Annotated in this window: 15 protein-coding genes and 5 tRNA genes; 10 read left to right on the forward strand and 10 right to left on the reverse strand. The window is 70.6% G+C overall.

The genetic code is table 11. The annotated features are described in order from the left end of the window. Positions 1-7: 7 nt before the first annotated feature. Positions 8-1,618 (reverse strand): hypothetical protein, encoded by a 1,611-nt coding sequence (locus tag H4687_RS22220; RefSeq protein WP_046917417.1) that lies wholly within the window; start codon positions 1,616-1,618, stop codon positions 8-10. Positions 1,619-1,633: 15 nt separating this feature from the next. Beyond that, positions 1,634-2,098 (reverse strand): hypothetical protein, encoded by a 465-nt coding sequence (locus tag H4687_RS22225; protein WP_046917416.1) that lies wholly within the window; start codon positions 2,096-2,098, stop codon positions 1,634-1,636. Between the two features lie 435 nt (positions 2,099-2,533). On the opposite strand from H4687_RS22225, the gene H4687_RS22230 reads away from it, so the two are divergent. After that, positions 2,534-3,934 carry a chloride channel protein gene (locus H4687_RS22230; protein WP_046917415.1) on the forward strand — a complete coding sequence of 467 codons (1,401 nt, stop codon included), beginning with the start codon at positions 2,534-2,536 and terminating at the stop codon, positions 3,932-3,934. Positions 3,935-3,949: 15 nt separating this feature from the next. Here H4687_RS22230 and H4687_RS22235 read toward each other — a convergent pair whose 3' ends face one another. The 6 genes from H4687_RS22235 to H4687_RS22260 form a co-directional block, all read right to left on the reverse strand. After that, positions 3,950-4,348, reverse strand: a complete 399-nt coding sequence (locus H4687_RS22235; protein ID WP_143685434.1) for a hypothetical protein — start codon at positions 4,346-4,348, stop codon at positions 3,950-3,952. Between the two features lie 10 nt (positions 4,349-4,358). Continuing rightward, positions 4,359-4,431: transfer RNA gene (locus H4687_RS22240), tRNA-Lys, on the reverse strand. A gap of 180 nt (positions 4,432-4,611) precedes the next feature. Further along, positions 4,612-6,171 carry an amino acid permease gene (locus tag H4687_RS22245; protein WP_046917413.1) on the reverse strand — a complete coding sequence of 520 codons (1,560 nt, stop codon included), beginning with the start codon at positions 6,169-6,171 and terminating at the stop codon, positions 4,612-4,614. 191 nt (positions 6,172-6,362) lie between these two features. Continuing rightward, positions 6,363-8,570, reverse strand: coding sequence for a DEAD/DEAH box helicase (locus tag H4687_RS22250; RefSeq protein WP_192781704.1), 2,208 nt, complete (start codon positions 8,568-8,570; stop codon positions 6,363-6,365). A gap of 365 nt (positions 8,571-8,935) precedes the next feature. After that, entirely contained in the window at positions 8,936-9,475 is a 540-nt protein-coding gene (locus tag H4687_RS22255) for a hypothetical protein (protein ID WP_046916015.1), read from the reverse strand. Positions 9,476-9,571: 96 nt separating this feature from the next. Next, a complete protein-coding gene (locus H4687_RS22260) occupies positions 9,572-9,922 on the reverse strand; it encodes a metallopeptidase family protein (protein ID WP_005482646.1) in 351 nt (116 codons plus the stop codon). A 214-nt stretch (positions 9,923-10,136) separates the two neighbouring features. Between H4687_RS22260 and H4687_RS22265 the strand changes: the two genes are divergently transcribed. The 8 genes from H4687_RS22265 to H4687_RS22300 all read left to right on the forward strand — a co-directional run bounded on the left by H4687_RS22265 (position 10,137) and on the right by H4687_RS22300 (position 18,897). Then, positions 10,137-11,783 carry a metallophosphoesterase family protein gene (locus tag H4687_RS22265; protein WP_192781705.1) on the forward strand — a complete coding sequence of 549 codons (1,647 nt, stop codon included), beginning with the start codon at positions 10,137-10,139 and terminating at the stop codon, positions 11,781-11,783. Between the two features lie 81 nt (positions 11,784-11,864). Further along, positions 11,865-11,937, forward strand: a tRNA-Glu gene (locus H4687_RS22270). A gap of 37 nt (positions 11,938-11,974) precedes the next feature. Then, positions 11,975-12,049 (forward strand) — tRNA-Asp (locus H4687_RS22275). 24 nt (positions 12,050-12,073) lie between these two features. Further along, positions 12,074-12,147 (forward strand) — tRNA-Phe (locus tag H4687_RS22280). A 100-nt stretch (positions 12,148-12,247) separates the two neighbouring features. Then, on the forward strand, positions 12,248-13,897 hold the full coding sequence (locus H4687_RS22285; protein WP_225966777.1) for a hypothetical protein: 1,650 nt from the start codon (positions 12,248-12,250) through the stop codon (positions 13,895-13,897). A gap of 81 nt (positions 13,898-13,978) precedes the next feature. After that, on the forward strand, positions 13,979-17,956 hold the full coding sequence (gene hrpA, locus H4687_RS22290) for an ATP-dependent RNA helicase HrpA (protein WP_046914980.1): 3,978 nt from the start codon (positions 13,979-13,981) through the stop codon (positions 17,954-17,956). A gap of 100 nt (positions 17,957-18,056) precedes the next feature. Then, positions 18,057-18,131: transfer RNA gene (locus H4687_RS22295), tRNA-Asp, on the forward strand. Positions 18,132-18,705: 574 nt separating this feature from the next. Beyond that, positions 18,706-18,897: a DUF6274 family protein gene (locus tag H4687_RS22300; protein ID WP_046914979.1), complete on the forward strand. Its 192-nt coding sequence runs from the start codon at positions 18,706-18,708 to the stop codon at positions 18,895-18,897. A gap of 529 nt (positions 18,898-19,426) precedes the next feature. Here the strand turns inward: H4687_RS22300 and bldC are convergent. Beyond that, positions 19,427-19,633, reverse strand: a complete 207-nt coding sequence (gene bldC, locus H4687_RS22305) for a developmental transcriptional regulator BldC (RefSeq protein WP_003949541.1) — start codon at positions 19,631-19,633, stop codon at positions 19,427-19,429. A 655-nt stretch (positions 19,634-20,288) separates the two neighbouring features. Then, positions 20,289-21,131, reverse strand: a complete 843-nt coding sequence (locus tag H4687_RS22310) for a hypothetical protein (protein ID WP_046914978.1) — start codon at positions 21,129-21,131, stop codon at positions 20,289-20,291. Positions 21,132-21,354: 223 nt separating this feature from the next. On the opposite strand from H4687_RS22310, the gene H4687_RS22315 reads away from it, so the two are divergent. Beyond that, positions 21,355-22,449, forward strand: a complete 1,095-nt coding sequence (locus H4687_RS22315) for a Leu/Phe/Val dehydrogenase (protein ID WP_005482659.1) — start codon at positions 21,355-21,357, stop codon at positions 22,447-22,449. The last annotated feature ends 110 nt before the right edge of the window (positions 22,450-22,559 follow it).

The raw sequence follows: 22,559 nt of genomic DNA on the forward strand, positions 1-22,559 counted from the left end.
GGACAGGTCAGGCCAGGAGGTAGTACGCGGCTCTGGTGGCGTCCGCCGAAGCGGTGCCGCCCGGCGAGGCGGCGTACAGGTCGGGGAATCGCGTGTCGCTGTAGCGCCGAAGAAGCTCGGGCAGGTCGTCCCAGAGCTGTTGCGGAATGCTCTGCTCGGAGGCGAGCGCTGCCTGGACCGCGTCCGATGCGGTCACCAGATCCCCCGCACGCAACGCCCGCCTGGCCTGCGCAATGAGGTCGGTGCGCTCCGTGAGCCGTGCCGCGTGAGCCGCGCACCCGGCGTCCGCGAGTACGACCGCGATGCGCAGCGACCGGGCGGACAGCTCCGCGCGGCCTTCTCCGTCCGGCGCGTCGACGGTCGTACGCCCGCAGCCCAGCCCGAACTCCGCGCGTGCCGCCATGACGCCGTACCACCGGCGCTCGTTCTCCGGTGTCAGCCGCGTCGGCACCTTCAGCCGAGCCGCCTCCGCCACTCCCTTTGCGGCCTGTGGCCCACAGGTCAGGGCCAGCCGGTGGCACGTCATGGCGAGCAGCAGTCGATCGGACGGTTCGAGACCGGCGTCCGCGCCCATCCGCGTCAGCCGCCGCTTGAGCCAGTACGGCGTGTGCTCCTGCTGAGCGCCGGCTGTCAGCGCCCGCGCGGCGTCGTAGGTGGCGGTCAGCGTCCCCAGTTGGGCCGGCGTCTTCGCGACGAGGCCGTCGGGCCGGACGTGCCCCACCGGTTCGGGGAGCGAGCCGGCCACAGGGCCGGTCCCGTCGCCGACCATGAGGGCACGCCGGACCAGCCAGCGTGTCTGTGTGTCGGAGTCCGACAGCACAGGCACCAGGCAGTCGTACGTCGCCCGGGTCAGCCGCTGCCGCAGCAGGGTCAGCGCGGCCCGCTGGATCGGGTCGAGGCCGGTGCACCCCGCGCCCAGTCGCGCATCGGCGCCCCGAACCGCACGGGTCGCGTGGGCCCGTACTCCGACCGCGCGCAGGGCCTCCACCGCGTAGAGCGCCGGTACGGCCTGCTCGGCGCGGGCGGTGTCCGCGGCGAGCGTCGCCAGCAGGGTCCGAGGCACCTCACCGTCCCGCCCCAGGCAGGTCAGGGTCTGGAGGAAGGCCGCCCTCGTGGCGAGCGAGGTGAGGGTGTCGTCCTCGTCGTCGGGCGCGGTCAGATACCCGAGCGCCTCCCCTTCGGCCCGTTGGCGGAGCCCCGCCTGTTCGAGAACGGTTGCGGCGCCGCGACTCCCGTCCGTTCCCCTCCCCGCGAGGGAAAGGCACACGTAGTGAGCCCGCCATGCAGGGGTGTCCAGGACGTCGCTCCGGGCGAGTTCGGCGAGCCGGGCGGCCTCGACCTCGGGCACGCCCGCCGCACCGCCTGCCTGACGCCCTGCGGCCAGGGCTGCCTCCAGACGCGCGTACGCGGTCGGGTACAGCGCGGGGTCACGCCCGACATCGGCGCGGGTGGCGCGCACGAGGTCGTTCGCCCCGCGCAGGGCGTCGAGTTGCGCGGCCAGGTCGGCGCCGGGTGGCATGGGCCGGTCCACCGGCCCGCCGCCGAACACCGAGGCGCCGAGAGCGGCGGCGGCCGCCGCCAGGGCCACGGACACGAGAGCCGGGCGACGACGGTCCACGTGCTCCCTCACCGCTCAGTCGTTGGCACAGGCCGAAGCGAACGCTTTGACACCGGACTTGAAGGCACCGCCGTCGGAGCAGGTGGTGATGCTCGTGTTGAGCGAGCCCCCCGGGTCGGCGATACCGCTGATGTCGGCGATCCAGGTGTTCTTGTTGGTCCAGCTGACCTGCCGGGTGCTCTCGCTCACCGGCGTCCCGCTCGGGCTCAGCGCGAGGGTCGCCTGCCAGCCGTTGGCCTTCACCGTCGCCGTGTTGCTGATCTTGCTCACCGGGTACTTCGCACCGCCCTTCGTGGTCTTCGTCGACGTCTTGAAGGAGCACTTGTCGGCATAGGCGTTGCACTGCCACGCGGTGACCTCGACCCGGGCACCCGTACCGGGCAACGGCGTCGACCCGGTGTCCGAGATGGCCGCGGTCGGCACGGCGGCCCCCGCCATCAGCATCCCGACCAGCCCCGACGTCAGCAGGATCCTCTTCATCCGCCCCTCCCCGTGTTCACGGCGCGCACATGCAGACATGTCGCCCCAACCAGGCGGCGAACTGTATATGTTGCGCAAATACTGAACAGTGACCGAAAAGCGACGCGCCCATACCCCCTGGACCGTCACTCGCCCCGTGAAGAAACCATCAAGCGGAGGCCGTCCCGGTCGCAGACGTCCGCAGACCGAAGGGCGGGTGACCGGTTTCGGCCACGGACAGTCGGCGTTGTTCACACCTGAGCGTGACGGCGGTCCGCCCGCCCCGCTCACCGACGTCACACGCTCAGCCCCTTTCCGCGAGCCGGCTCCCGGGTGGCGTGCCAGGCTCGGGAGCGCGCCGGGTGTGTCAGCCGGCGTGGCGTCCGGTGCGTTCCGGTTCGGTGGTAGCCGTCCGTGGGAGCGGAACGAGCCCGCACCCGCGAGGAGGCTGTGCGCATGCCGGTCAGTACGGACGGGTCCGAGGCCCCCTCGCCCGTGGACCCGAGGACGCTGCTGCGGAGCCGCGCCTACCTCGTCCTGCTGTTGATGGCCGCCCTGATCGGCGTACCGGTGTCCGCGGCGGCGTTCGGGTTCCTCGCCCTGGTCGGGGAGGTCCAGCCGCTGATCTACGCGGATCTGCCCAGGTCGTTGGGGTTCGACGGAACGCCGTGGTGGTGGCCGTTTCCCCTGCTCGCCCTCGGGGGGTTGCTCGTGGCGCTGACGGTGCGGTACCTGCCGGGGAACGGCGGCCACGAACCGTCGGCCGGGTTCAAGCCCGCCGCCGCGCCCACCCCCGTCGAACTGCCCGGCATCTTCCTCGCCGCCCTGGCCACGCTCAGCTTCGCCGCCGTCCTCGGTCCCGAGGCGCCGCTCCTGGCGCTCGGCGGCGGGCTCGCCGCCGGTGCCGTACGGATGGTCAGACGCGACCCCCCGGAGCAGATGAGCGCGGTGCTGGGCGCGGCGGGCAGCTTCGCGGCCGTCAGCTCGCTGCTGGGGTCACCCCTGCTGGGAGCGTTTCTCCTGATGGAGGCCTCGGGGCTGGGCGGACCGATGATGGCGATGGTGCTGGTGCCCGGTCTGCTGGCCTCCGGCATCGGCGCGCTGGTCTTCGTCGGACTGGGTTCCTGGACCGGGCTCGGCACCTACTCGCTGACACTGCACGATGTGCCCGAGGCCGCGCGCCCGACGGTGGCGGAGTTCGGCTGGGCTCTGGTCATCGGGCTGTCGGCCGCGCTCGCGGGGGTGGGCATCCGATGGCTCGCCGTCCGGCTCAGGAGGCACGTCGAGCGGCGCCGCGTGCCGCTCACGGTGGTCATGGGCCTGGTCGTGGCCGGCCTGGCGATCGCCTTCGCGGAGGCCACCGGCGAACCGGCGACCGACGTCCTGTACTCGGGGCAGACGGCGATGGATCCCCTCCTGAGGCACAGTGCCGCGTACTCGGCGGGCGCGCTGGCACTGCTGGTGCTGTGCAAGGGCCTCGCCTACTGCGTGTCACTCAGCGCTTTCCGGGGAGGGCCGATCTTTCCCGCGATGTTCGTGGGAGCGACCGGCGGCCTCCTGTTCTCCCACCTCCCGGGGCTGACCCTGATGGCCGGGTTCGCGATGGGGATCGGAGCGATGAGCGCCGCGATGCTGGGGCTGCCGCTGGTATCCGTCCTGCTGGCCACGCTGCTGATCGGGGCACAGGGGGTCACCGTCATGCCGCTGGTGATCGTCGCGGTCGTGGTCTCGTACGTCGCCACGGCGAAGCTCACGCCGCCGCCCGGGCCGGCACCGTCGCCGTCATCCTCACCGTCGCCCTCGACTCCGGGACCATCACCGGCACCGGCACCTGCACCTGGTCGACGACGGCCATGAACCCGACGCAGCCGCTCACGACAGCGGCCCGAGGATCTCCTGGGACTCGGTGAGCCCCTGGTCGCTCGCGTCTTCGACGGCGTCGAAGACGCGAGCCGCCTGCCGGGCCCGGAAGGCGAGATGGGCCTCGGCGGGCTTGGCGTAGCCGTGGCGGGCGCGGGCCTCCGCGGGGGTCAGCACCTCCTCCTCACGGGGCGGGATGCCGAGCTTCATCGGCGCGATCACCGCGACCGTGGAGGGCGAGAGCCGTCCGCTCAGGCGTAGTTCGGCCCGGGGGCTGAGGTGGGCGAGCGACGACCCCGGAAGGCGGCTCCGGACGGCTCCGGACGACGGCCCGGCGAAAACGAAGCGGCGCCCGAGCCGACCGAAGCCGACCCGGGCGCCGCACCGCAGGTCAGAGGGGGTAACCCCCACCCGCGAACCGTAGGCCCTGTGGGACTCGAACCCACAACCAATGGATTAAAAGTCCACTGCTCTGCCAATTGAGCTAAGGGCCCAGGCGATGTTGCCTCCCCGAGCATAGCCGGACGTGGCCGGGAGTCCGATCGGGTATCGGTGACCCGGCCGCGTCGGAGGGCCGCAAAAAGGTCCGCCGCAGAACAGAACGGACGGAAGATCGCCGGAAGCGGGGCGAGTTGGCTGGTGCCCGAGTCCCCTCGGTCAGGGCGGCCTCGTCCTCACCGCGCCACCTTCCGCGCCGCCTCCCGCGCCACACTGCGCTCGTGCTCGGGGTTGAGGAACCAGTGGCGGGCGGATGCGGCCCACCAGATCGCGGCGAAGCCCAGTACCACCAGGACGGCGACCGGCGCGTAGTTGAAGTTCTCCCAGGTGACCGGCGACAGCTGCGGAAGCATGAACAGCACGGTGATCGCGAGGACCCACACCACGGCGACGATCCCGATCACCCGGGACCAGCGCCCCAGGTGCCAGGGGCCGCGCTCGAAGGCGTCGCCCTTGCGCAGCCGCAGCAAGGTGGGGATGACGTAGGCGATGTAGAGGCCGATCACCGCGATCGAGGTGACGGCGGCGTACGCGGTGACATTGATCAGGTACGGGAGGCCGAGCACCAGCGCGCCGCCCGCCGCCAGCCAGACGGCCGCCACGGGGGTGCGGGTGCGCGGGCTGACGGTGTGCCAGACGTGCGAGTACGGGAGCGCGCCGTCGCGGGAGAAGGCGTAGATCATGCGGCTGTTGGCGGTGACGGACGCCATACCGCAGAACAGCTGTGCGCCGATGATGACGAGGAGGAGCAGCTTGCCGCCGGTCACGCCGAGCGCGTCGAGCAGGATCTGCGCGGGCGGCACCCCGGTCGCCGACTCGCGGGCACCGTCGTAGGACTGGATGGCGAAGGTGAAGCCGAGGAGGAGGACGAAGCCCGCCAACCAGGACGTCCAGATGGACTGGACGATGCCCTTGGGGCCGGCCGTCGACGCGTCGTGCGTCTCCTCGGTCATATGGGCGGAGGCGTCGTACCCGGTGAAGGTGTACTGCGCCATCAGCAGGCCCAGCAGCACCACGTACAGCCCGCTTCCCCAGCCGGTGTGGTTGACGAACTCCGTGAACACGAAGGACGCCGACTGATGGCTGTCGGGGACGATGACGAGCGCGCCGACGATGACGGCCACGCCCACGACGTGCCACCACACGCTGATGCTGTTCAGCAGCCCCACGATGCCCACGCCGAAGGTGTTCAGCAGGCCGTGCAGCAGCAGGATCGCGGCGAAGAGCAGGATCGTCCGGCCCGGGGTCACCTCGAAGCCGAACTCCAGGTTCAGGTACGCCGCCAGGAAGGACGCCGCGCCGAAGTCGATGCCGGCGGTCACGGCGACCTGGCCGAGCACGTTGAACCAGCCCGTGAACCACGCCCAGGCGGCCGCGCTGCGCTCCGGTGCCAGCCGATGGGCCCAGAAGTACAGCCCGGCGGAGGTCGGATAGGCCGAGCAGATCTCGGCCATGGCGAGACCCACGAAGAGCGTCATCAGGCCGACCGCGACCCAGCCCCAGGTGATCACCGCGGGCCCGCCGGTGTTCATGCCGAAGAGGTAGAGCGTCATACAGCCGGAGAGGACGGAGATGATCGTGAAGGAGACCGCGTAGTTGGAGAACGCGGACATACGGCGGGCGAGGACCTGTGTGTAGCCCAGCTGGGCCAGACGTTCCTCGTCGGACACCGAGACCGACACAGACTCCGGAGCCGAAGCCCCGGCTGCCCCACGGGCTATGTCGTCATCTGTCATGCCCCCAGCAATTCCCTCTCCGGGGACGTGACATGCGCCACGACGTGGCCGAAAATCGGCGGGAACCGAGCGATGCGGGATCGAACCTGACCGAACACGCTCGAAGGGCCCGTACGACCGGAGTCGTACGGGCCCTTCGAGGTGTGAGTCGGCGTCAGCCACCGGCGTCAGCGCGTGGGATCAGCCACCGATCAGCCGTTGCGCTTCCAGCGCGGCTTGTCGTCGCGGCGACCGAAGGACGCACCCGAGCCGGAGCCCGTGCCACGGTGGTCGTCGCGACGGCCCTGCGGGCGGTCGTGGCCGCCGGCGCGGAAACCGCCGCCGGTGGGGCGGTCGCCCTGGCGGTCACGGTTGAAGGGACGGTCGCTGCCCCGGTGACCGGTGGACGGGCGGTCGTCGCGGCGGAAGCCGCCACGGTCGCCACCGTCACGACGGTCGTCCCGGCGGAAGCCACCGCCCGAGGGGCGCTCGTCACGACGCTCGAAGGAGCGACCACCACGGTCGTTGTCACGGTTGAACCCACCGGACGGACGCTCGTCGCGGCGGAAGCCGCCACGGTCGCCACCGTCACGACGGTCGTCCCGGCGGAAGCCACCGCCCGAGGGGCGCTCGTCACGACGCTCGAAGGAGCGACCACCACGGTCGTTGTCACGGTTGAACCCACCGGACGGACGCTCGTCGCGGCGGAAGCCGCCACGGTCGCCACCGTCACGACGGTCGTCCCGGCGGAAGCCACCGCCCGAGGGGCGCTCGTCACGACGCTCGAAGGAGCGGCCACCACGGTCGTAGTCACGGTTGAACCCACCGGACGGACGCTCGTCCCGACGCTCGCGGCGCTCGTAGTTGCCCCGCTCGTCACGGCGCGGACGCTCCTCGCGTGCCTGCGCCGCAGCGGCGGCCGTCGCCTCGGCGGCGGCCTCCTCGACGACGACTGCGGCGACGGCCTCGGCCACCGCGGCCACGGCCGCCTCCGGGTCCTCGCCCCGCTCGCGCGCGGCACGCGCGGTCAGCCGGTCGGCCTCCTCGCGCAGTTCGTTGGCACGACGTGCGGCGCGCTCCAGCTCCTTGGTGAGCTGCGAGACCTCACGCTCGGCCTGCTGCGCGGCGTTGCCCGCGGACTCGGCCTGGACCTCGGTCATCGACCGGGCGCCGGTGATGTCGGCGACCTCGGTGTCGAAGGCCGTACCGCCCTGGATGATGTGGCGCGAGGCGTCGACGCCCGCGTCCTCCATCAGGCGGAAGATCTGCCGGCGCTGGTGCGGCAGGGACAGGGACACGACCGTGCCGCTGCGGCCCGCGCGGGCCGTACGGCCGGAGCGGTGCAGGTAGTCCTTGTGGTCACCGGCCGGGTCCACGTTGAGGACCAGGTCGATGCCGTCGACGTGGATGCCGCGGGCGGCCACGTCGGTCGCGACGAGCGCGTTGACGTAGCCCTTCTTGAAGTCCTCGAGCACACGGGTACGCGCGCCCTGCGTCATACCGCCGTGGAGCGCGTCGGCCTTCACACCGGAGTCGCAGAGCTGCTCGGCGATGCGGTCGGCGCCCAGCTGGGTGCGGACGAAGATGATCGTGCGGCCCTTGCGGGAGGCGATCGCGGCGGTGACCGGCGCCTTGTCCTTGGGCTTCACGATCAGGATGTGGTGCGACATGGTCGTGACGTTGCCCTGGGCGCTGTCGACCTCGTGCGTGACCGGGTTGCTCAGGTAGCGCTTGACCAGCGTGGAGATCTCGTTCTCCATCGTGGCCGAGAACAGCATGCGCTGGCCGCCGCCCGGGATCTGGTCGAGCAGCTCGGTGACCTCGGGCAGGAAGCCCAGGTCGGACATCTGGTCGGCCTCGTCGAGCACGGCGACCTGGACGTTCTCCAGGGAGCAGGCGCCACGGTTGATGAGGTCGCGCAGCCGGCCCGGGGTGGCGACGAGGACGTCGACGCCGCGCTCCAGGGCGTAGATCTGGTTGCCCATCGACGTACCGCCGCAGACGACCTTCATCTTCAGGCCGAGGACGTCACCGTACGGCTGGAGGGCGTCCGCGACCTGCATCGCGAGCTCACGGGTCGGCGTGAGGATGATGCCGCGGGGCTTCTTCTTCTCGGTGTGAGCGCCGGACAGCTGTGCGAGCAGCGGCAGGCCGAACGACAGCGTCTTGCCGGAGCCGGTACGGCCGCGGCCGAGGATGTCCTTGCCGGCCAGGGCGTCCGGGATGGTCGCGGCCTGGATCGGGAAGGGGGTGGTCACGCCGTTCTGCGCGAGCTTGCGCACGACGCCCTCGGGGAGACCGAGAGTCGCGAAGGTGACCTCGGGAGCGGCCTCGACGGAGGCGTTCTCGATGTTCTCGACGACCTCTGCGTCCGCGCCGTTCTCGGGCACGACAACGTGATCAGTACTGGAAATGGACATGCGTATGCGAAACCTTCCGGAGTCTCGTCGGCACGCGCCCGTCAACTCCGTGATTCGCACACGACCGCCTCTATGCGGTCCGCCACGGCAAGGGAGAGTACGCGCCACACGGCGCGCTCTGTGATGGCGCCGGGCAATGGGGCAAGGGGATCAAACGATCTGCCACCATACGCACCCGCAACCCCTCAAGGCAAACCCAGCGGATATCCGCAGGTCCGGGCCCGACGTTTTCGGGCGGAGGTGAGGGCCGACGTCAAGCGGCGGCAGAAGTCTCATCGTACAGCATGCGTGGGGCGGCTCGCGCACACACCACGCGTGGGCTCGCCCAGCACGCGCGGGGCCCGCACAGCGTGCGCGGGACGGCGCTACGCCGCGTCCCCCGCCTCCGGCGCCGGTTCCCGCTCCATGAGCTGCGCGCCCTGCTCGTGCGCGGACGACGAGGGCTCGGCCGAGGGCTCGGGCACGGGCGACGGCGACTCCGGCGGCTCGGTCGGCTCGGGCTCGGGCTCCACGACCGGCGGCGGGGACGGCTCGCCCTTCGTCGGCTCGGGCTTCCGCGGCCCCTCGCCCTTCCCTTCGCCCTTCCCTTCGCCCTTGCCTCCCTCGGGCGGCTTCGCCCTGCCGGACGGCTCGGCCGCCCCGGAGGCCGACGCGGACGCGGAAGGGGGCCCGGAGGCGGAAGGGCCGGGCGAGGCGGAACCGTGCCGCTTCCCCTGCCCGGCCTGGTATCCCGTATCGCCGCCCGTCCACGCGGAGCCCCCGTCCGGCCTCTCGCCGCCCCGCTGCCCCGCGGACGGCGACGGCCCGGGCTTCCGCCCGTCGTCCCCCACGCTCATACAGCCGGCGGCCGCCGCTACGGCCATGACCGTGGCGGCCAGACGGACGGGTACGTTCAAGGCGCGCACGGCGGCCACCTCCGAGGGGGGCGTGAAGGGGAGTCCCCCTGCCCAACTCCCGCCGCCCACAAGAGGACACGCGCCGCCCGGCGCCCGCGCCGGCCCCTATCCGTACCCCAGCGCGTGCAACCGCGCGTCGTCGATCCCGAAGTGATGCGCGATCTCGTGCACCACGGTCACCTCGGTCTCCGCGACCACGTCCTCCCGCGACTCGCACATCCGCAGCGTCGGCCCCCGGTAGATCGTGATCCGGTCCGGCAGCACCCCCGCGTACCACTCCCCGCGATCCGTGAGCGGAGTCCCCTCGTACAGCCCGAGCAACTCGGGGTCGTCGGCGGGCGGCTCGTCCTCGACGAACACCGCCACGTTGTCCATCAGCCGTGTCAGCTCCGGCGGAATCCGGTCCAACGCCGTGGCGACCAGTTCCTCGAACTCCTCGCGCGTCATCTCCAGCACACGGCCATTGTCGTGCACGACACGCGGGTACGAGAGCCCCGGGAAGCACACGGGCCACACCAGGCACCGCGGAACCCGGGACACCCACGAGCCCGGCGCACCCGCGAACCCCGAACCCACGCACCGCCCACCCGCACGACGCCCCGGCGGCCACCCCTCCCGCCCCCACCACCCCCGCCGCATATCCGCCCCCGCCCCGGGGCATACGCGACCAATGGCACGCGCCCCCGCCGACCCGGCCTCCGCCGACACCCCCGACCCCCGGCGTTCGACCCTGCGCCGCATCCGCCGGGCCCTGCTCCGCGCTCCCCGCGCCCTGGCCCGGCACTACCGGTCCCGCCGCGCGCACCCGACCATCGAGCTGGTCCACCACCCCCACCCCTGGGGGCGGGCACTCAGCCTGGTCGCGGTCGTCCTGCTCGGCGCCTGGCTGGGCCTGCTGATCGTGGGCAACGTCCGCACCCCCGTCGGCCCCATGAACACGACGATGACCCTGCGCCCGTCCCTCACCGGCGGCACGAAGATCAACGTCTCCCCGCTGGGCGCCCTGGAACTGCGCAGCCACAACGCCCCCGTACGCCTGGACGTCAACGTCGACCAGCTCGACCCGGAGCGCGCCCAGGCCCTGGTCGACCACCCCGAGCGGATCTCCGGACTGCAGGAGGAGATCGCCTCCGACGTACGGCACGGCACCATCGACCTGGCCGTACGCTCCGGCGTCGCCGTCGTCTCGGGGGCCACCGCGCTCGGCCTCGCCGTGTACCGCCGCCCCCGCCGCGCCCTGGCCGCCGGCGGCCTCGCCTTCGTGCTCCTGGCCGGCGCCGGGGGCACCGCCGCCGCCACCTGGAACCCCAACTCCGTCCTGGAGCCGAAGTTCTCGGGCCTGCTCTCCTCCGCACCCTCCCTGGTCGGCAACGCGCGCAGCATCGTCACCGAATTCGACGTCTACCAGAAGGAGTTGGCCCGCCTGGTGACGAACGTGACCAGGCTGTACGACGTCACGTCCACGCTCCCCGCGTACCAGCCGGACCCGACGACGATCCGCGTCCTGCACGTCTCCGACATCCATCTGAACCCCGCCAGCTGGAAGATCATCGCCTCGCTGGTCGAGCAGTACGAGATCAACGTCATCGTCGACTCCGGCGACACCATGGACCACGGCACCGCCGCCGAGAACGGGTTCCTCGACCCGATCGCCGACCTCGGGGCCCCGTACGTCTGGGTGCGCGGCAACCACGACTCCCGTGCGACGCAGCGTTATCTGGAGGGCATCGACCACACCCACGTCCTCGACGAGGGGAAGGCGGTGACCGTGGGCGGGCTGCGGTTCGCCGGGATGGGGGACCCGCAGTTCACCCCGGACCGCTCGGCCGGCGCGTCGGGCCTGCCGTCGGAGGAGGCGGCCGGGCGGCGGCTGGCGGACGCCCTGCGCGCGCAGCGGGCCGCGGGCACCCCCGTGGACATCGCGATCGCCCACAACCCGGACGCCGCCCGGGAGACGGACGGCGACGTCCCGCTCGTCCTCGCCGGGCATCTGCACCACCCCGAGATGGAGATCCTGCGCGAGGGCACCCGCCTGCGCATCGAGGGCTCGACGGGCGGCAGCGGTCTGCGCGCCCTGGAGGGGCAGCACCCCGACCCGATCGAGGCCTCGGTCCTGTACCTCGACCGCGACACCCGTCGTCTGCAGGCCTGGGACGAGATCAAGCTGGGCGGCCTGGGTCTGACGACGGCGGAGGTCAGCCGCCATCTGCCCAAGGAGAACCAGCCGGGGGCCGCACCCGGGGAGGAGGGCGGCGACGAACGGTCCCCGTCGCCCTCGGGAAGTACGTCGAGGAAGGGGTCTCCCAGCGGCCCGTAAACCGTTTTGGCGATACCTCCCGCCATCCCATATGCTTCTCACGTCCCCGACGCGCTGACGAAGCGCCCAGGCGGGCCGATAGCCCTCATCGTCTAGCGGCCTAGGACGCCGCCCTTTCAAGGCGGTAGCACGGGTTCGAATCCCGTTGGGGGCACGCAAAATCGTGTGCGAGACTAGTCCCGCACAAGCTTGGTCCTGTGGAGCAGTTTGGAGTGCTCGCCACCCTGTCAAGGTGGAGGCCGCGGGTTCAAATCCCGTCAGGACCGCTGGTGTTTCACGTGAAACATCGCGGCTGGGTAGCTCAGTTGGTACGAGCGATCGCCTGAAAAGCGATAGGTCGCCGGTTCGACCCCGGCCCCAGCCACATCGTGACGAAGACCCCCTCCGGGTGACCGGAGGGGGTCTTCGTCGCTCACAGTGAGGCCGCTGCGGAGCCGCGGCCCACCGAGAACCATGGGGGGTTCTTGAGACACATCACCAGGGGACTCGTGACGGCCGGCGCCGTCCTGTCCTCCCTGCTCGCGATACCCGGCACGGCACAGGCCGCCGCTCCGGTGGTCAAGGAAGCGACCAGCGACTCGGCGGACTGGTCGGTCATCGACGTCCGCCTCAACCACGGCAGCGCGGTCGGCGAGGACGTCAAGAAGATCACCGCGAAGCTGCGTCCGCTCGGCAGCGCCGAGACCGACCCGCCCGTGGCCACGATCACCGACTTCACCCAGACGTACTGGGCCAGTTCGTGGGAGGGCGTCTGGTCGTCCCCGCCCGTCCACCTGGACACCCTCGGCGAGTACACGATCGACGTCGAGGCCACGACCAGCGGCGGCGAGAGCACCGTCCAGCAGAACGCGGGTGTGCTGCGCTACGAGAAGCAGCCCGTGATCGCGGACTTCTCCGTCACACCGACCGAGCCGACCATCGACGACAAGCTCGTCACGGCCACCGGTGACCTCCTCCTGCGCGACCCCGGCACCCGGTCGACCACGCCCATGCCGGGCGCCTCCGTCGACATCGACCTGGGCGGTTCGGTGGAGGAGACCGTCACCACGGACGACCAGGGTCACTTCTCCCTCGCCCGCGAGGTGAGCCAGGGCGGCTGGGCCCGGGCCGAGTACCGCAGCGATCTGGGCTACGCCACGGTCCCCTGGGTCGACATCAAGCCCAAGGCCGCCCCGACCCGCCTGATCCTCGACAAGAAGAACTTCCATGTCGTGGCGAACGCCGAGATGAAGGTCACCGGACGGCTGGAGTACCGAAGCGGCACCGAGTGGAAGCCGCTGGCGGGCATCCCGCTGGAGCTGGACTACAAGGACAGCCACATCACCGACGCGACCGAGGCGACCACGGACGCCGCCGGACGCTTCGCCTTCGTCAGGCGCGTCTACGGCGACACGAAGTTCGAAGTGGCCTTCCCGCCCTACCCGTACAACCCCTGGATCCAGCGGACCGCGACCGCCGACGTGACGGCCGAGGTCACCTCGACCAGCAGGTTCACCGAGTTCACGGCCGCGCAGAACGAACACGCCCAGCTGGACATCACCGGCAGCGTGGACCTGTCCGGCAACTACCACAGCGGCCGGATCAAGGTCGGCATCCAGTACTCCGCCGACGGCAGGACCGGCTGGAAGACCAAGAAGACGGTCACGACCGGCTTCGGCTCGCAGTTCATCGTCGAGGGACTCAAGGGCAACCCGGACGGCTACTGGCGACTGCGGTACGCCGGCGACACCAAGCGGGACATCAAGGGCACCACCAGCAAGGCCATGCGCAAGGTGAAGGCCCTCACCCGGATCAAGGGCGCGGGCGCCTCCCCCGAGCCGGTCCGCGTCGGCCGCACCCTCACCGTCAAGGGCGTCCTCCAGGAGGCGAAGCCCGCGAGCACGACGGGCTGGACGAGCTGGAAGGCGTACGGCGGCAAGCGGGTCCAGATCCTGTTCCGGCCCAGGGGCGAGAAGACCTGGTACCTGATGGACACCGTCAAGACCAAGGCGAACGGCTCCTTCGCCAAGGGCATCAAGGCACCGATGGACGGCACCTGGGTGCCCGTCCACCTGGAGCCCGACAGCAAGCACTTCGCGGGCGCCGGCGCCGAGGACTACGTCGACGCGCGGTAACGCGCATCACAGGCACCGGACGAGGGGCGGACGCAAAAGCGTTCGCCCCTCGTTTCGTCGAGGTGAGATCCTGGGTCGCGTATGTCTACGCCACCTGCCCCCGCCTTCGGCGCCCTCGCCCCCCGTCTGGCCGAGCTGTCCCTGCGCGACGCGCACCGGCTCGGGCGCAGGCTCGAAGGCGCGCGCAAGATCCGTAAGCCCGAGGCCCGGGCCGCCGTGCTCGCCGAGATCGAGGCGGAGGTCGCCCAGGGCGAGTCCCGCATGGCCGAGCGTGCCGCGCGCGTGCCGGCCGTCTCGTACCCCGAGCAGCTGCCCGTCAGCCAGAAGAAGGACGACATCGCGGCCGCCATCCGCGATCACCAGGTCGTCATCGTCGCCGGTGAGACCGGCTCCGGGAAGACGACCCAGATTCCCAAGATCTGTATGGAGCTGGGGCGTGGCGTCCGCGGCATGATCGGGCACACGCAGCCCCGTCGTATCGCCGCCCGCACGGTCGCCGAACGCGTCGCGGAGGAACTGCGGACGCCGCTGGGCGAGGCGGTGGGCTGGAAGGTCCGCTTCACCGACCAGGTCAACCCGGACGCCACCTTCGTCAAGCTGATGACGGACGGCATCCTGCTCGCCGAGATCCAGACGGACCGCGAGCTGCGCGCCTACGACACGATCATCATCGACGAGGCCCACGAGCGGTCCCTCAACATCGACTTCCTGCTGGGCTATCTCGCTCAGCTGCTGCCCCGGCGCCCCGATCTCAAGGTCGTCATCACCTCCGCGACCATCGACCCCGAGCGCTTCTCCCGTCACTTCGGCGACGCGCCGATCGTCGAGGTCAGCGGCCGTACCTATCCGGTGGAGGTGCGCTACCGCCCCCTGCTGGAGGAGGACGGCGACGACGCCGACCGGGACCAGATCACCGCGATCTGTGACGCCGTCGAGGAGCTTCAGGGCGAGGGGAAGGGCGACATCCTCGTCTTCCTCTCCGGGGAGCGGGAGATCCGCGACACCGCCGACGCGCTGATCAAGAAGAACTACCGGTTCACGGAGGTGCTCCCGCTGTACGCCCGGCTCTCGCACGCCGAGCAGCACCGGGTCTTCCAGCCGCACACGGGCCGCCGGATCGTCCTGGCCACGAACGTCGCCGAGACCTCGCTCACGGTCCCCGGCATCAAGTACGTCATCGACCCGGGCTTCGCCCGCATCAGCCGCTACAGCCATCGCACCAAGGTCCAGCGGCTCCCGATCGAGGCGATCTCCCAGGCCAGCGCCAATCAGCGCAAGGGCCGCTGCGGCCGTACGTCCGACGGTGTCTGCATCCGCCTGTACAGCGAGGACGACTTCGAGGCGCGTCCGGAGTTCACGGACGCGGAGATCCTCCGGACGAACCTCGCCTCCGTCATCCTGCAGATGACCGCGGCCGGCCTCGGTGACATCGAGAAGTTCCCCTTCATCGACCCGCCGGACCACCGCAACATCCGCGACGGCGTCCAGCTCCTCCAGGAGCTCGGCGCGCTCGACCCGGCACAGAAGGACGCACGCAAGCGGCTGACCCCGATGGGCCGCAAGCTCTCGCAGCTGCCGGTCGACCCGCGTCTGGCCCGTATGGTCGTCGAGGCCGACAAGAACGGCTGTGCCCGCGAGGTCATGGTGATCGCCGCCGCGCTCTCCATCCAGGACCCGCGCGAGCGCCCCGCCGACAAACAGGCCCAGGCGGACCAGCAGCACGCCCGCTTCAAGGACGAGACGAGCGACTTCCTCGCCTACCTCAACCTCTGGCGGTACGTCCGCGAGCAGCAGAAGGAACGCGGCTCGTCGTCCTTCCGCCGGATGTGCAAGCAGGAGTACCTGAACTTCCTGCGGATCCGCGAGTGGCAGGACATCTACAGCCAACTGCGCACGGTCGCCCGGCAGATGGACATCCATCTCAACGAGGACGACGCCCCCGAGCAGCACGTCCACCTCTCCCTCCTGGCCGGTCTGCTCTCCCACATCGGCATGAAGGACGTGAAGGAGACCGGGGGCGAGGGCGGACGGAACACGGGCAAGAACGAGTACCTGGGCGCCCGGAACGCCAAGTTCGCGATCTTCCCCGGCTCGGCCCTCTTCAAGAAGCCCCCGCGCTTCGTGATGTCGGCGGAACTGGTGGAGACCTCGCGCCTGTGGGCCCGGGTGAACGCCAGGATCGAGCCCGAGTGGGTCGAGCCGCTCGCCGAGCACCTGCTGAAGCGCACGTACAGCGAGCCGCACTGGGAGAAGGACCAGGCGGCCGTGATGGCGTACGAGAAGGTCACGCTGTACGGCGTGCCGATCGTCGTCCAGCGGAAGATCAACTATGGGCGGATCGACGCGGAGGCCAGCCGCGAGCTGTTCATCCGGAACGCGCTCGTCGAGGGCGACTGGCGCACGCACCACAAGTTCTTCGCCGACAACCGCAGGCTCCTCAGCGAGGTCGAGGAGCTGGAGCACCGGGCCCGGCGCCGGGACATCGTGGTCGACGACGACACCCTGTTCGACTTCTACGACCAGCGAGTCCCCGAGCATGTCGTCTCCGGCGCCCACTTCGACTCGTGGTGGAAGCACAAGCGCCATGAGCAGCCGGACTTCCTGGACTTCGAGCGGGAGATGCTCATCCGGGAGTCGGCGGAGGCGGTCACGAAGGCCGACTACCCGGACTCCTGGCGCCAGGGGCAGCTCAAGTTCCGTGTCACGTACCAGTTCGAGCCGGGTGCCGACGCGGACGGGGTGACGGTCCACGTCCCCCTCCAGGTCCTCAACCAGGTCACCGCCGAGGGCTTCGACTGGCAGATCCCGGGTCTGCGGGAGCAGGTCGTGACGGAGCTGATCCGTTCCCTCCCCAAGCCGATCCGCCGCAACTACGTACCGGCGCCCAACTTCGCGCGGCGCTTCCTGGACCAGGCGGTCCCCCTCCAGGAGCCGCTGCCGGTGACGATGGCCCGCGAACTGAAGCGCATGGTGGGCGTCCCGGTGACGCCCGAGGACTTCGACTGGTCCCGGGTCCCCGACCATCTGAAGATCACCTTCCGGATCGTCGACGAGCGGCGCCGGAAGGTGGCCGAGGACAAGGACCTGGAGGCGCTGCGGCTGCGGCTGAAGCCGAAGGCCCGTCAGGCCCTCTCCCAGGCCGCCGCCGCGACCGCCGAGCGCGAGGGCGGCGAGTCCCTGGAGCGCAAGGGCCTCACCGACTGGACCATCGGCTCGCTCACCCGTGTCTTCGAGACCCGCAGGGCCGGGCAGCCGGTGAAGGCGTACCCGGCCCTCGTGGACGACGGGCCGACGTCGAACACCGTCTCCGTCCGCCTCTTCGACACCGAGGCGGAGCAGGCCGAAGCGATGTGGAAGGGCACCCGGAGACTCATCCTCCGCAACATTCCGGTCAACCCTGCGAAGTTCGCGAGCGAAAAGCTCACCAATGCTCAGAAGCTGGCACTGTCCGCGAATCCGCATGGTTCGATCCAGGCGCTGTTCGACGACTGCGCGATGGCGGCGGCCGACAAACTGATCGCCGACTTCGGCGGGCCCGCCTGGGACGAGTCGTCGTACCGCAAGCTGTACGACAAGGTGCGCGCGGAGATCGTCGACACGACGGTCCGTACGGTCGGGCAGGTGCAGCAGGTGCTGGCCGCCTGGCAGGCCTGCGAGCGCCGACTGAAGTCCACGCGCAGCCCGGCCCTCCTCGCCAACCTCGCGGATGTACGGGGGCAGCTGGACGCCCTGGTGAAGCCCGGGTTCGTCACGGAGGCGGGGCTGCGGCGGCTGCCGGACCTGATGCGTTACCTGGTGGCGGCCGACCGCCGGCTGCAGCAGATGCCCACCGCCGTCCAGCGGGACACGTCCCGCATGGAGAAGGTGCACGAGATGCGCGACGAGTACGCCTGGCTGCTGGAACAGCTCCCCCAGGGCCGGCCCGTCCCCTCGTCGGTCCTGGAGATCCGCTGGATGATCGAGGAGCTGCGCGTCAGCTACTTCGCGCACGCCCTGGGCACGGCGTACCCCGTCTCCGACAAGCGGATCGTGAAGGCGATCGACGCGGCGGTGCCGTAACGACCCCTTCACTGAAAGTGAGTTCGCGCGGCGGGCTCCCGCTCCTGTACAGTCTCTTCTCGCAGGCCAGCGCGGCAAGAGGGCGCGGACTGCGAAACCTGGTCCTGTGGAGCAGTTTGGAGTGCTCGCCACCCTGTCAAGGTGGAGGCCGCGGGTTCAAATCCCGTCAGGACCGCTTGATCGCCGAGAGGCCCGCATTCGAAGAGAATGCGGGCCTCTCGCCGTGTGCGGCGACATCTCCCCGATCCGGCCACCTCACCCCGCAGGGCCCACCGCCCCAATAACGGGCGCAGCCCTGACGACCACGCGGCCCTCCACACTCCTGCCAACGGCGTCGGGGCCTCATGCCGCCGAGCGCGCTCAGGTCCCGCGCGAGCTGGAGCGGGGCGACGCGACCGCCGTTGGTGAGGACTGTCAGCCGGCATGACGTCCGGGTCGAGGCGCGGGGCTCGCGCCGACCGGGCGAGGCGGGGGCGGCCCTGACGGCCACCGGGCGCCGCGCCCACGCCCCCGGTGTGTCGGGCCCTCGCCGGTCGAGCGCCGCGCCGTAGCCGCGCGGGAGCGACCGTCACCGTCCAAGGTTCAGGACGATTGGGGTCGTTGGGCGGTGCGGGGCACCCGGGGCGCCTCGTGCGCTTCCCGCGCCCCCGGAGGGCGCCCACGCTCCCTCCTCGGGCGCGGTGGGGGTTGACGGCGTCACATTCCGCCGGTACCTCAGATTCAGGGCCCCGAGACCCCGGAGGTGGCGTATGGCGGCGTCCGCTCGGCACGAGACCCGCGCATTGCTCCGTGCACATCTGTCGGCCGCTTCCTCGTACCGCCACCTCACCCGCCACTGCCCCATCTGTCACCGCCTGCTGCGGCTGGCGACGGAGCACGGGGCGGGCGGCGAGGACGGCGCGGAGGGGCCCGCGGCGGACGAGGCGCCCTCCAAGGCGTGAGACGCGCTCCGCAGGGAACACACTCGGCTAGGCGGAACGGCTGGGGCGCGCCACGAGCAACTCCCGTTGCCATTACCGCAGATGCCGCTCGGGCAGCAAGGACCCCGCTGTGTGACGGGTGTCACCGTATGAGTTTTCAGAACGCCGGTTCTTACCGGTCTCCTACAACTGGTCAATTTAATATGTGCAATTGCACCAGTCCCCGAGACCCTCCACAGGAGATCCGACAGGCCTCCCCAGAGTCCGACAAGCCCGCGCACAACCTGTCGCTTCCCGATCGGATACCCCCGGTCCGGTGCACAAAAAAAGATCGCGCTGGACCCGGCGGAGTCCAGCGCGATCTACGACGCACCCTTGGTGCTTGCCTGACGATGTCCAGGGGGCCTGAGGCCTCCCGGAAAGTTCTGTGTGGCTCGGGCGTGGGATCTGTTGGGGCAGAACCCGCGTCGTTCAAAGCTGTTTGAGCGGTGGTGCTTCCAGGCTCCCGGCCGATTGGGGGACCAGCCGAAATGCCCTGTTAAGCGAGGGTTCAGGCCTCGCTGCGCTGCTGCGGAATACCCGCGAGCAGTGCGCGGACCTCAGCCTCGCGGTAGCGGCGGTGTCCGCCGAGCGTGCGGATGGACGTGAGCTTGCCGGCCTTCGCCCACCGCGTGACCGTCTTCGGGTCCACACGGAACATGGTGGCGACCTCAGCCGGGGTCAGCAGCGGCTCGGCATCAGGGGTGCGAGCGGTCATGAGCGGCCTCCTCGGGAGAACCGAACCTTCTCGGTTCTTTCCTCTAAATTCTGCACCTTGACCCGCGTTGCCCGAAATGGCGGACGCGAGTCGAGTCGGTTATAGGACGAACGGCTTGTCCTCGGCACTACAACTACACCATCCGTCCAGCCGCGTCGGCCAAACCGATGGAATTGCCCTCCCAGGTGTTCATCAGCGACGGATGCCGATGGACTACCCCATAGCGGACAGTCACGCCACTGTGACGATCAGTCACAGTGGCGTGCAGGAGTCACGAGACCCCCCCAATAGCGTGCAATGCTGAGATTCCACCCAAACGCGGGCAGAAGGAGCCTCCCCCGGGCTCCTTGTCCTATTTTGACACGAGGAGGTGCGTAAGAGGCAAGGCCCGCGTAAGTGCAATCCGTCACGCTTGGCGGCTTCTTGACGCAAAAGCCCGGATCGGGACCTACGTCCCCCTGTGACGCCCCGCAGGTAACTGCGCGGTGTCAAGCTTGGGTCAAGGGTGGACAGTTCACCATGGTTCGGCCTTCATGGAAAGCCTTTGCCCGCTGGCCCCACAAGTCACAAGTACGGCTGCGGGGTTGCGTCGGTTCAACCGGATCAGTCCGGTTCTGCTCGCCGAGTGCCCGAACCTGATCGCCGAGAGCCGGTCTCAGTTCGCCGAGCGCCGGTCCCGCACCGCCCGCCAGCGCTCGACCAGCCGCCCGTACGCCTCCCCGGCGGCAGGCCCGTCCCCGTCGCGGAGAGCCTCGATGCCCTCGGCGACATCGGCGGCGGAGTGGTCGCCGTCCAGCTCGGCGGCGGGCAGGACGTGCACCAGGCCGCCGTAGTCCAGCTCGACGAGCGAGCGCGGGTGGAACTCCTCCAGCCAGCGGCCCACGTCGATCAGACCGTCGACGAGCGGCCCCTCGTCGACGGTGTCCCGCAGGGTCCGCAGCCCACGCGCCACGCGCCGCCGGGCCTGCACCATGGGAGTGCGATAGCGAAGCACCGGCGAGTTCTCGCCGGATCCCTTCTCGTAGGTGCGCTCCTCGTCCGAGACGAGCACGAACCAGTTCAGCGGCACCTGCCAGGTCGCCGTGCGGATCCACGGACGGGCGTCGGGGTTGCCGGCCATCCACCGCTCGTAGTCCTGGCTCGCCTGGCGCCGCACCAGAGGCGGCAGCACCGCGTCCAGGACCGGGGCGGGCAGCTCCTCGGCCAGGTCGCCGAGCGCCTGCCAGCCGCGCAGCCGGGTCCGCCAGGGGCACACGCAGACCACCCCGTCGACGTCCAGCACGAAGGCGTCCCCGCTCTCGTGCACCGGCACCGGCATGGGCGGGGTCGGCAGCAGGTCGGCCAGCGAGCGGCGCAGCTCGTCCTGGTAGGAGGGCCGGTCGGTGCGCCGGGCGTAGCGGGCCCAGTGGCCGCGCTCCGGCTCGGGGAAGGCCGCCAGCGGTTCGTACACGCGAAGGTAGGACGCGTACGGGACGATCACCGAGGACACCTTGGGCACGCCTCCTCCCTCCCCCGGCTGTCACCGGGGAAACCTGCCGAACCCGCACACCGGCGGGCCGGAAAACTGTGCGGATCGCACCACGTCCGTACTCCGGGAGTGGGGTGATCCTGAGGCTGCGCCGCTGTACGGCGGACGCAGGCTCTAATCTCATGCCCACAGACCCCGCCACCCGTACGGGAGCCTGTACCCAACCGCCGCTTCTTACCCAGGAGTCACCACAGTGACCGATGTATCTGACGGCGTCCTGCACACCCTGTTCCAGTCGGACCAGGGCGGTCACGAGCAAGTCGTGCTCTGCCAGGACCGGGCCAGCGGCCTCAAGGCCGTCATCGCCATCCACTCCACCGCGCTCGGCCCCGCTCTCGGCGGCACGCGCTTCTACCCGTACGCGACCGAGGCGGAGGCCGTCGCCGACGCGCTGAACCTCGCCCGCGGGATGTCGTACAAGAACGCCATGGCCGGTCTCGACCACGGCGGCGGCAAGGCCGTGATCATCGGCGACCCCGACCGGATCCGGAGCGAGGAGCTGCTGCTCGCCTACGGGCGGTTCGTGGCCTCGCTGGGCGGCCGCTACGTCACCGCGTGCGACGTCGGCACGTACGTCGCCGACATGGACGTCGTGGCCCGCGAGTGCCGCTGGACGACGGGCCGCTCCCCCGAGAACGGCGGCGCGGGCGACTCGTCCGTACTCACCGCCTTCGGCGTCTACCAGGGCATGCGGGCCTCCGCCCAGCACGTCTGGGGCGATCCGTCGCTGCGCGGCCGCAGGGTCGGCATCGCGGGCGTCGGCAAGGTCGGCCACCACCTCGTGACGCACCTGCTGGCCGAGGGCGCCGAGATCGTGATCACGGACGTGCGCGAGGACGCCGTGCGGCGGATCCTCGACCGGCACCCCGAAGGGATCACCGCGGTCTCCGGCACCGACGCGCTCATCCGGACCGAGGGGCTCGACATCTACGCCCCCTGCGCGCTCGGCGGGGCCCTCGACGACGACTCCGTGCCCGTCCTCACCGCCAAGGTGGTGTGCGGCGCGGCCAACAACCAGCTCGCGCACCCCGGCGTCGAGAAGGATCTCGCCGACCGCGGGATCCTCTACGCGCCGGACTACGTGGTGAACGCCGGCGGGGTCATCCAGGTCGCCGACGAGCTCCACGGGTTCGACTTCGAGCGGTGCAGGGCCAAGGCCGCGAAGATCTTCGACACCACGCTGGCGATCTTCGCACGTGCGAAGACGGACGGTATTCCGCCGGCCGCCGCGGCCGACCGGATCGCCGAGCAGCGGATGCACGAGGCGGCCTTGCGCCGCGGTCACTGAGTCCGGCCGGCCGCCGCCGTACGGCCTTCGTACGGCGGCGGCCGGTACCCGTCGGCGGCATTAGAGAGAACTCTCACTTCCGTCGGCGGGTCGCCCGCCCAGAAACGGTT

Origin of the sequence: Streptomyces stelliscabiei (assembly GCF_014873495.1) — a bacterium.
GTDB lineage: Bacteria > Actinomycetota > Actinomycetes > Streptomycetales > Streptomycetaceae > Streptomyces > Streptomyces bottropensis.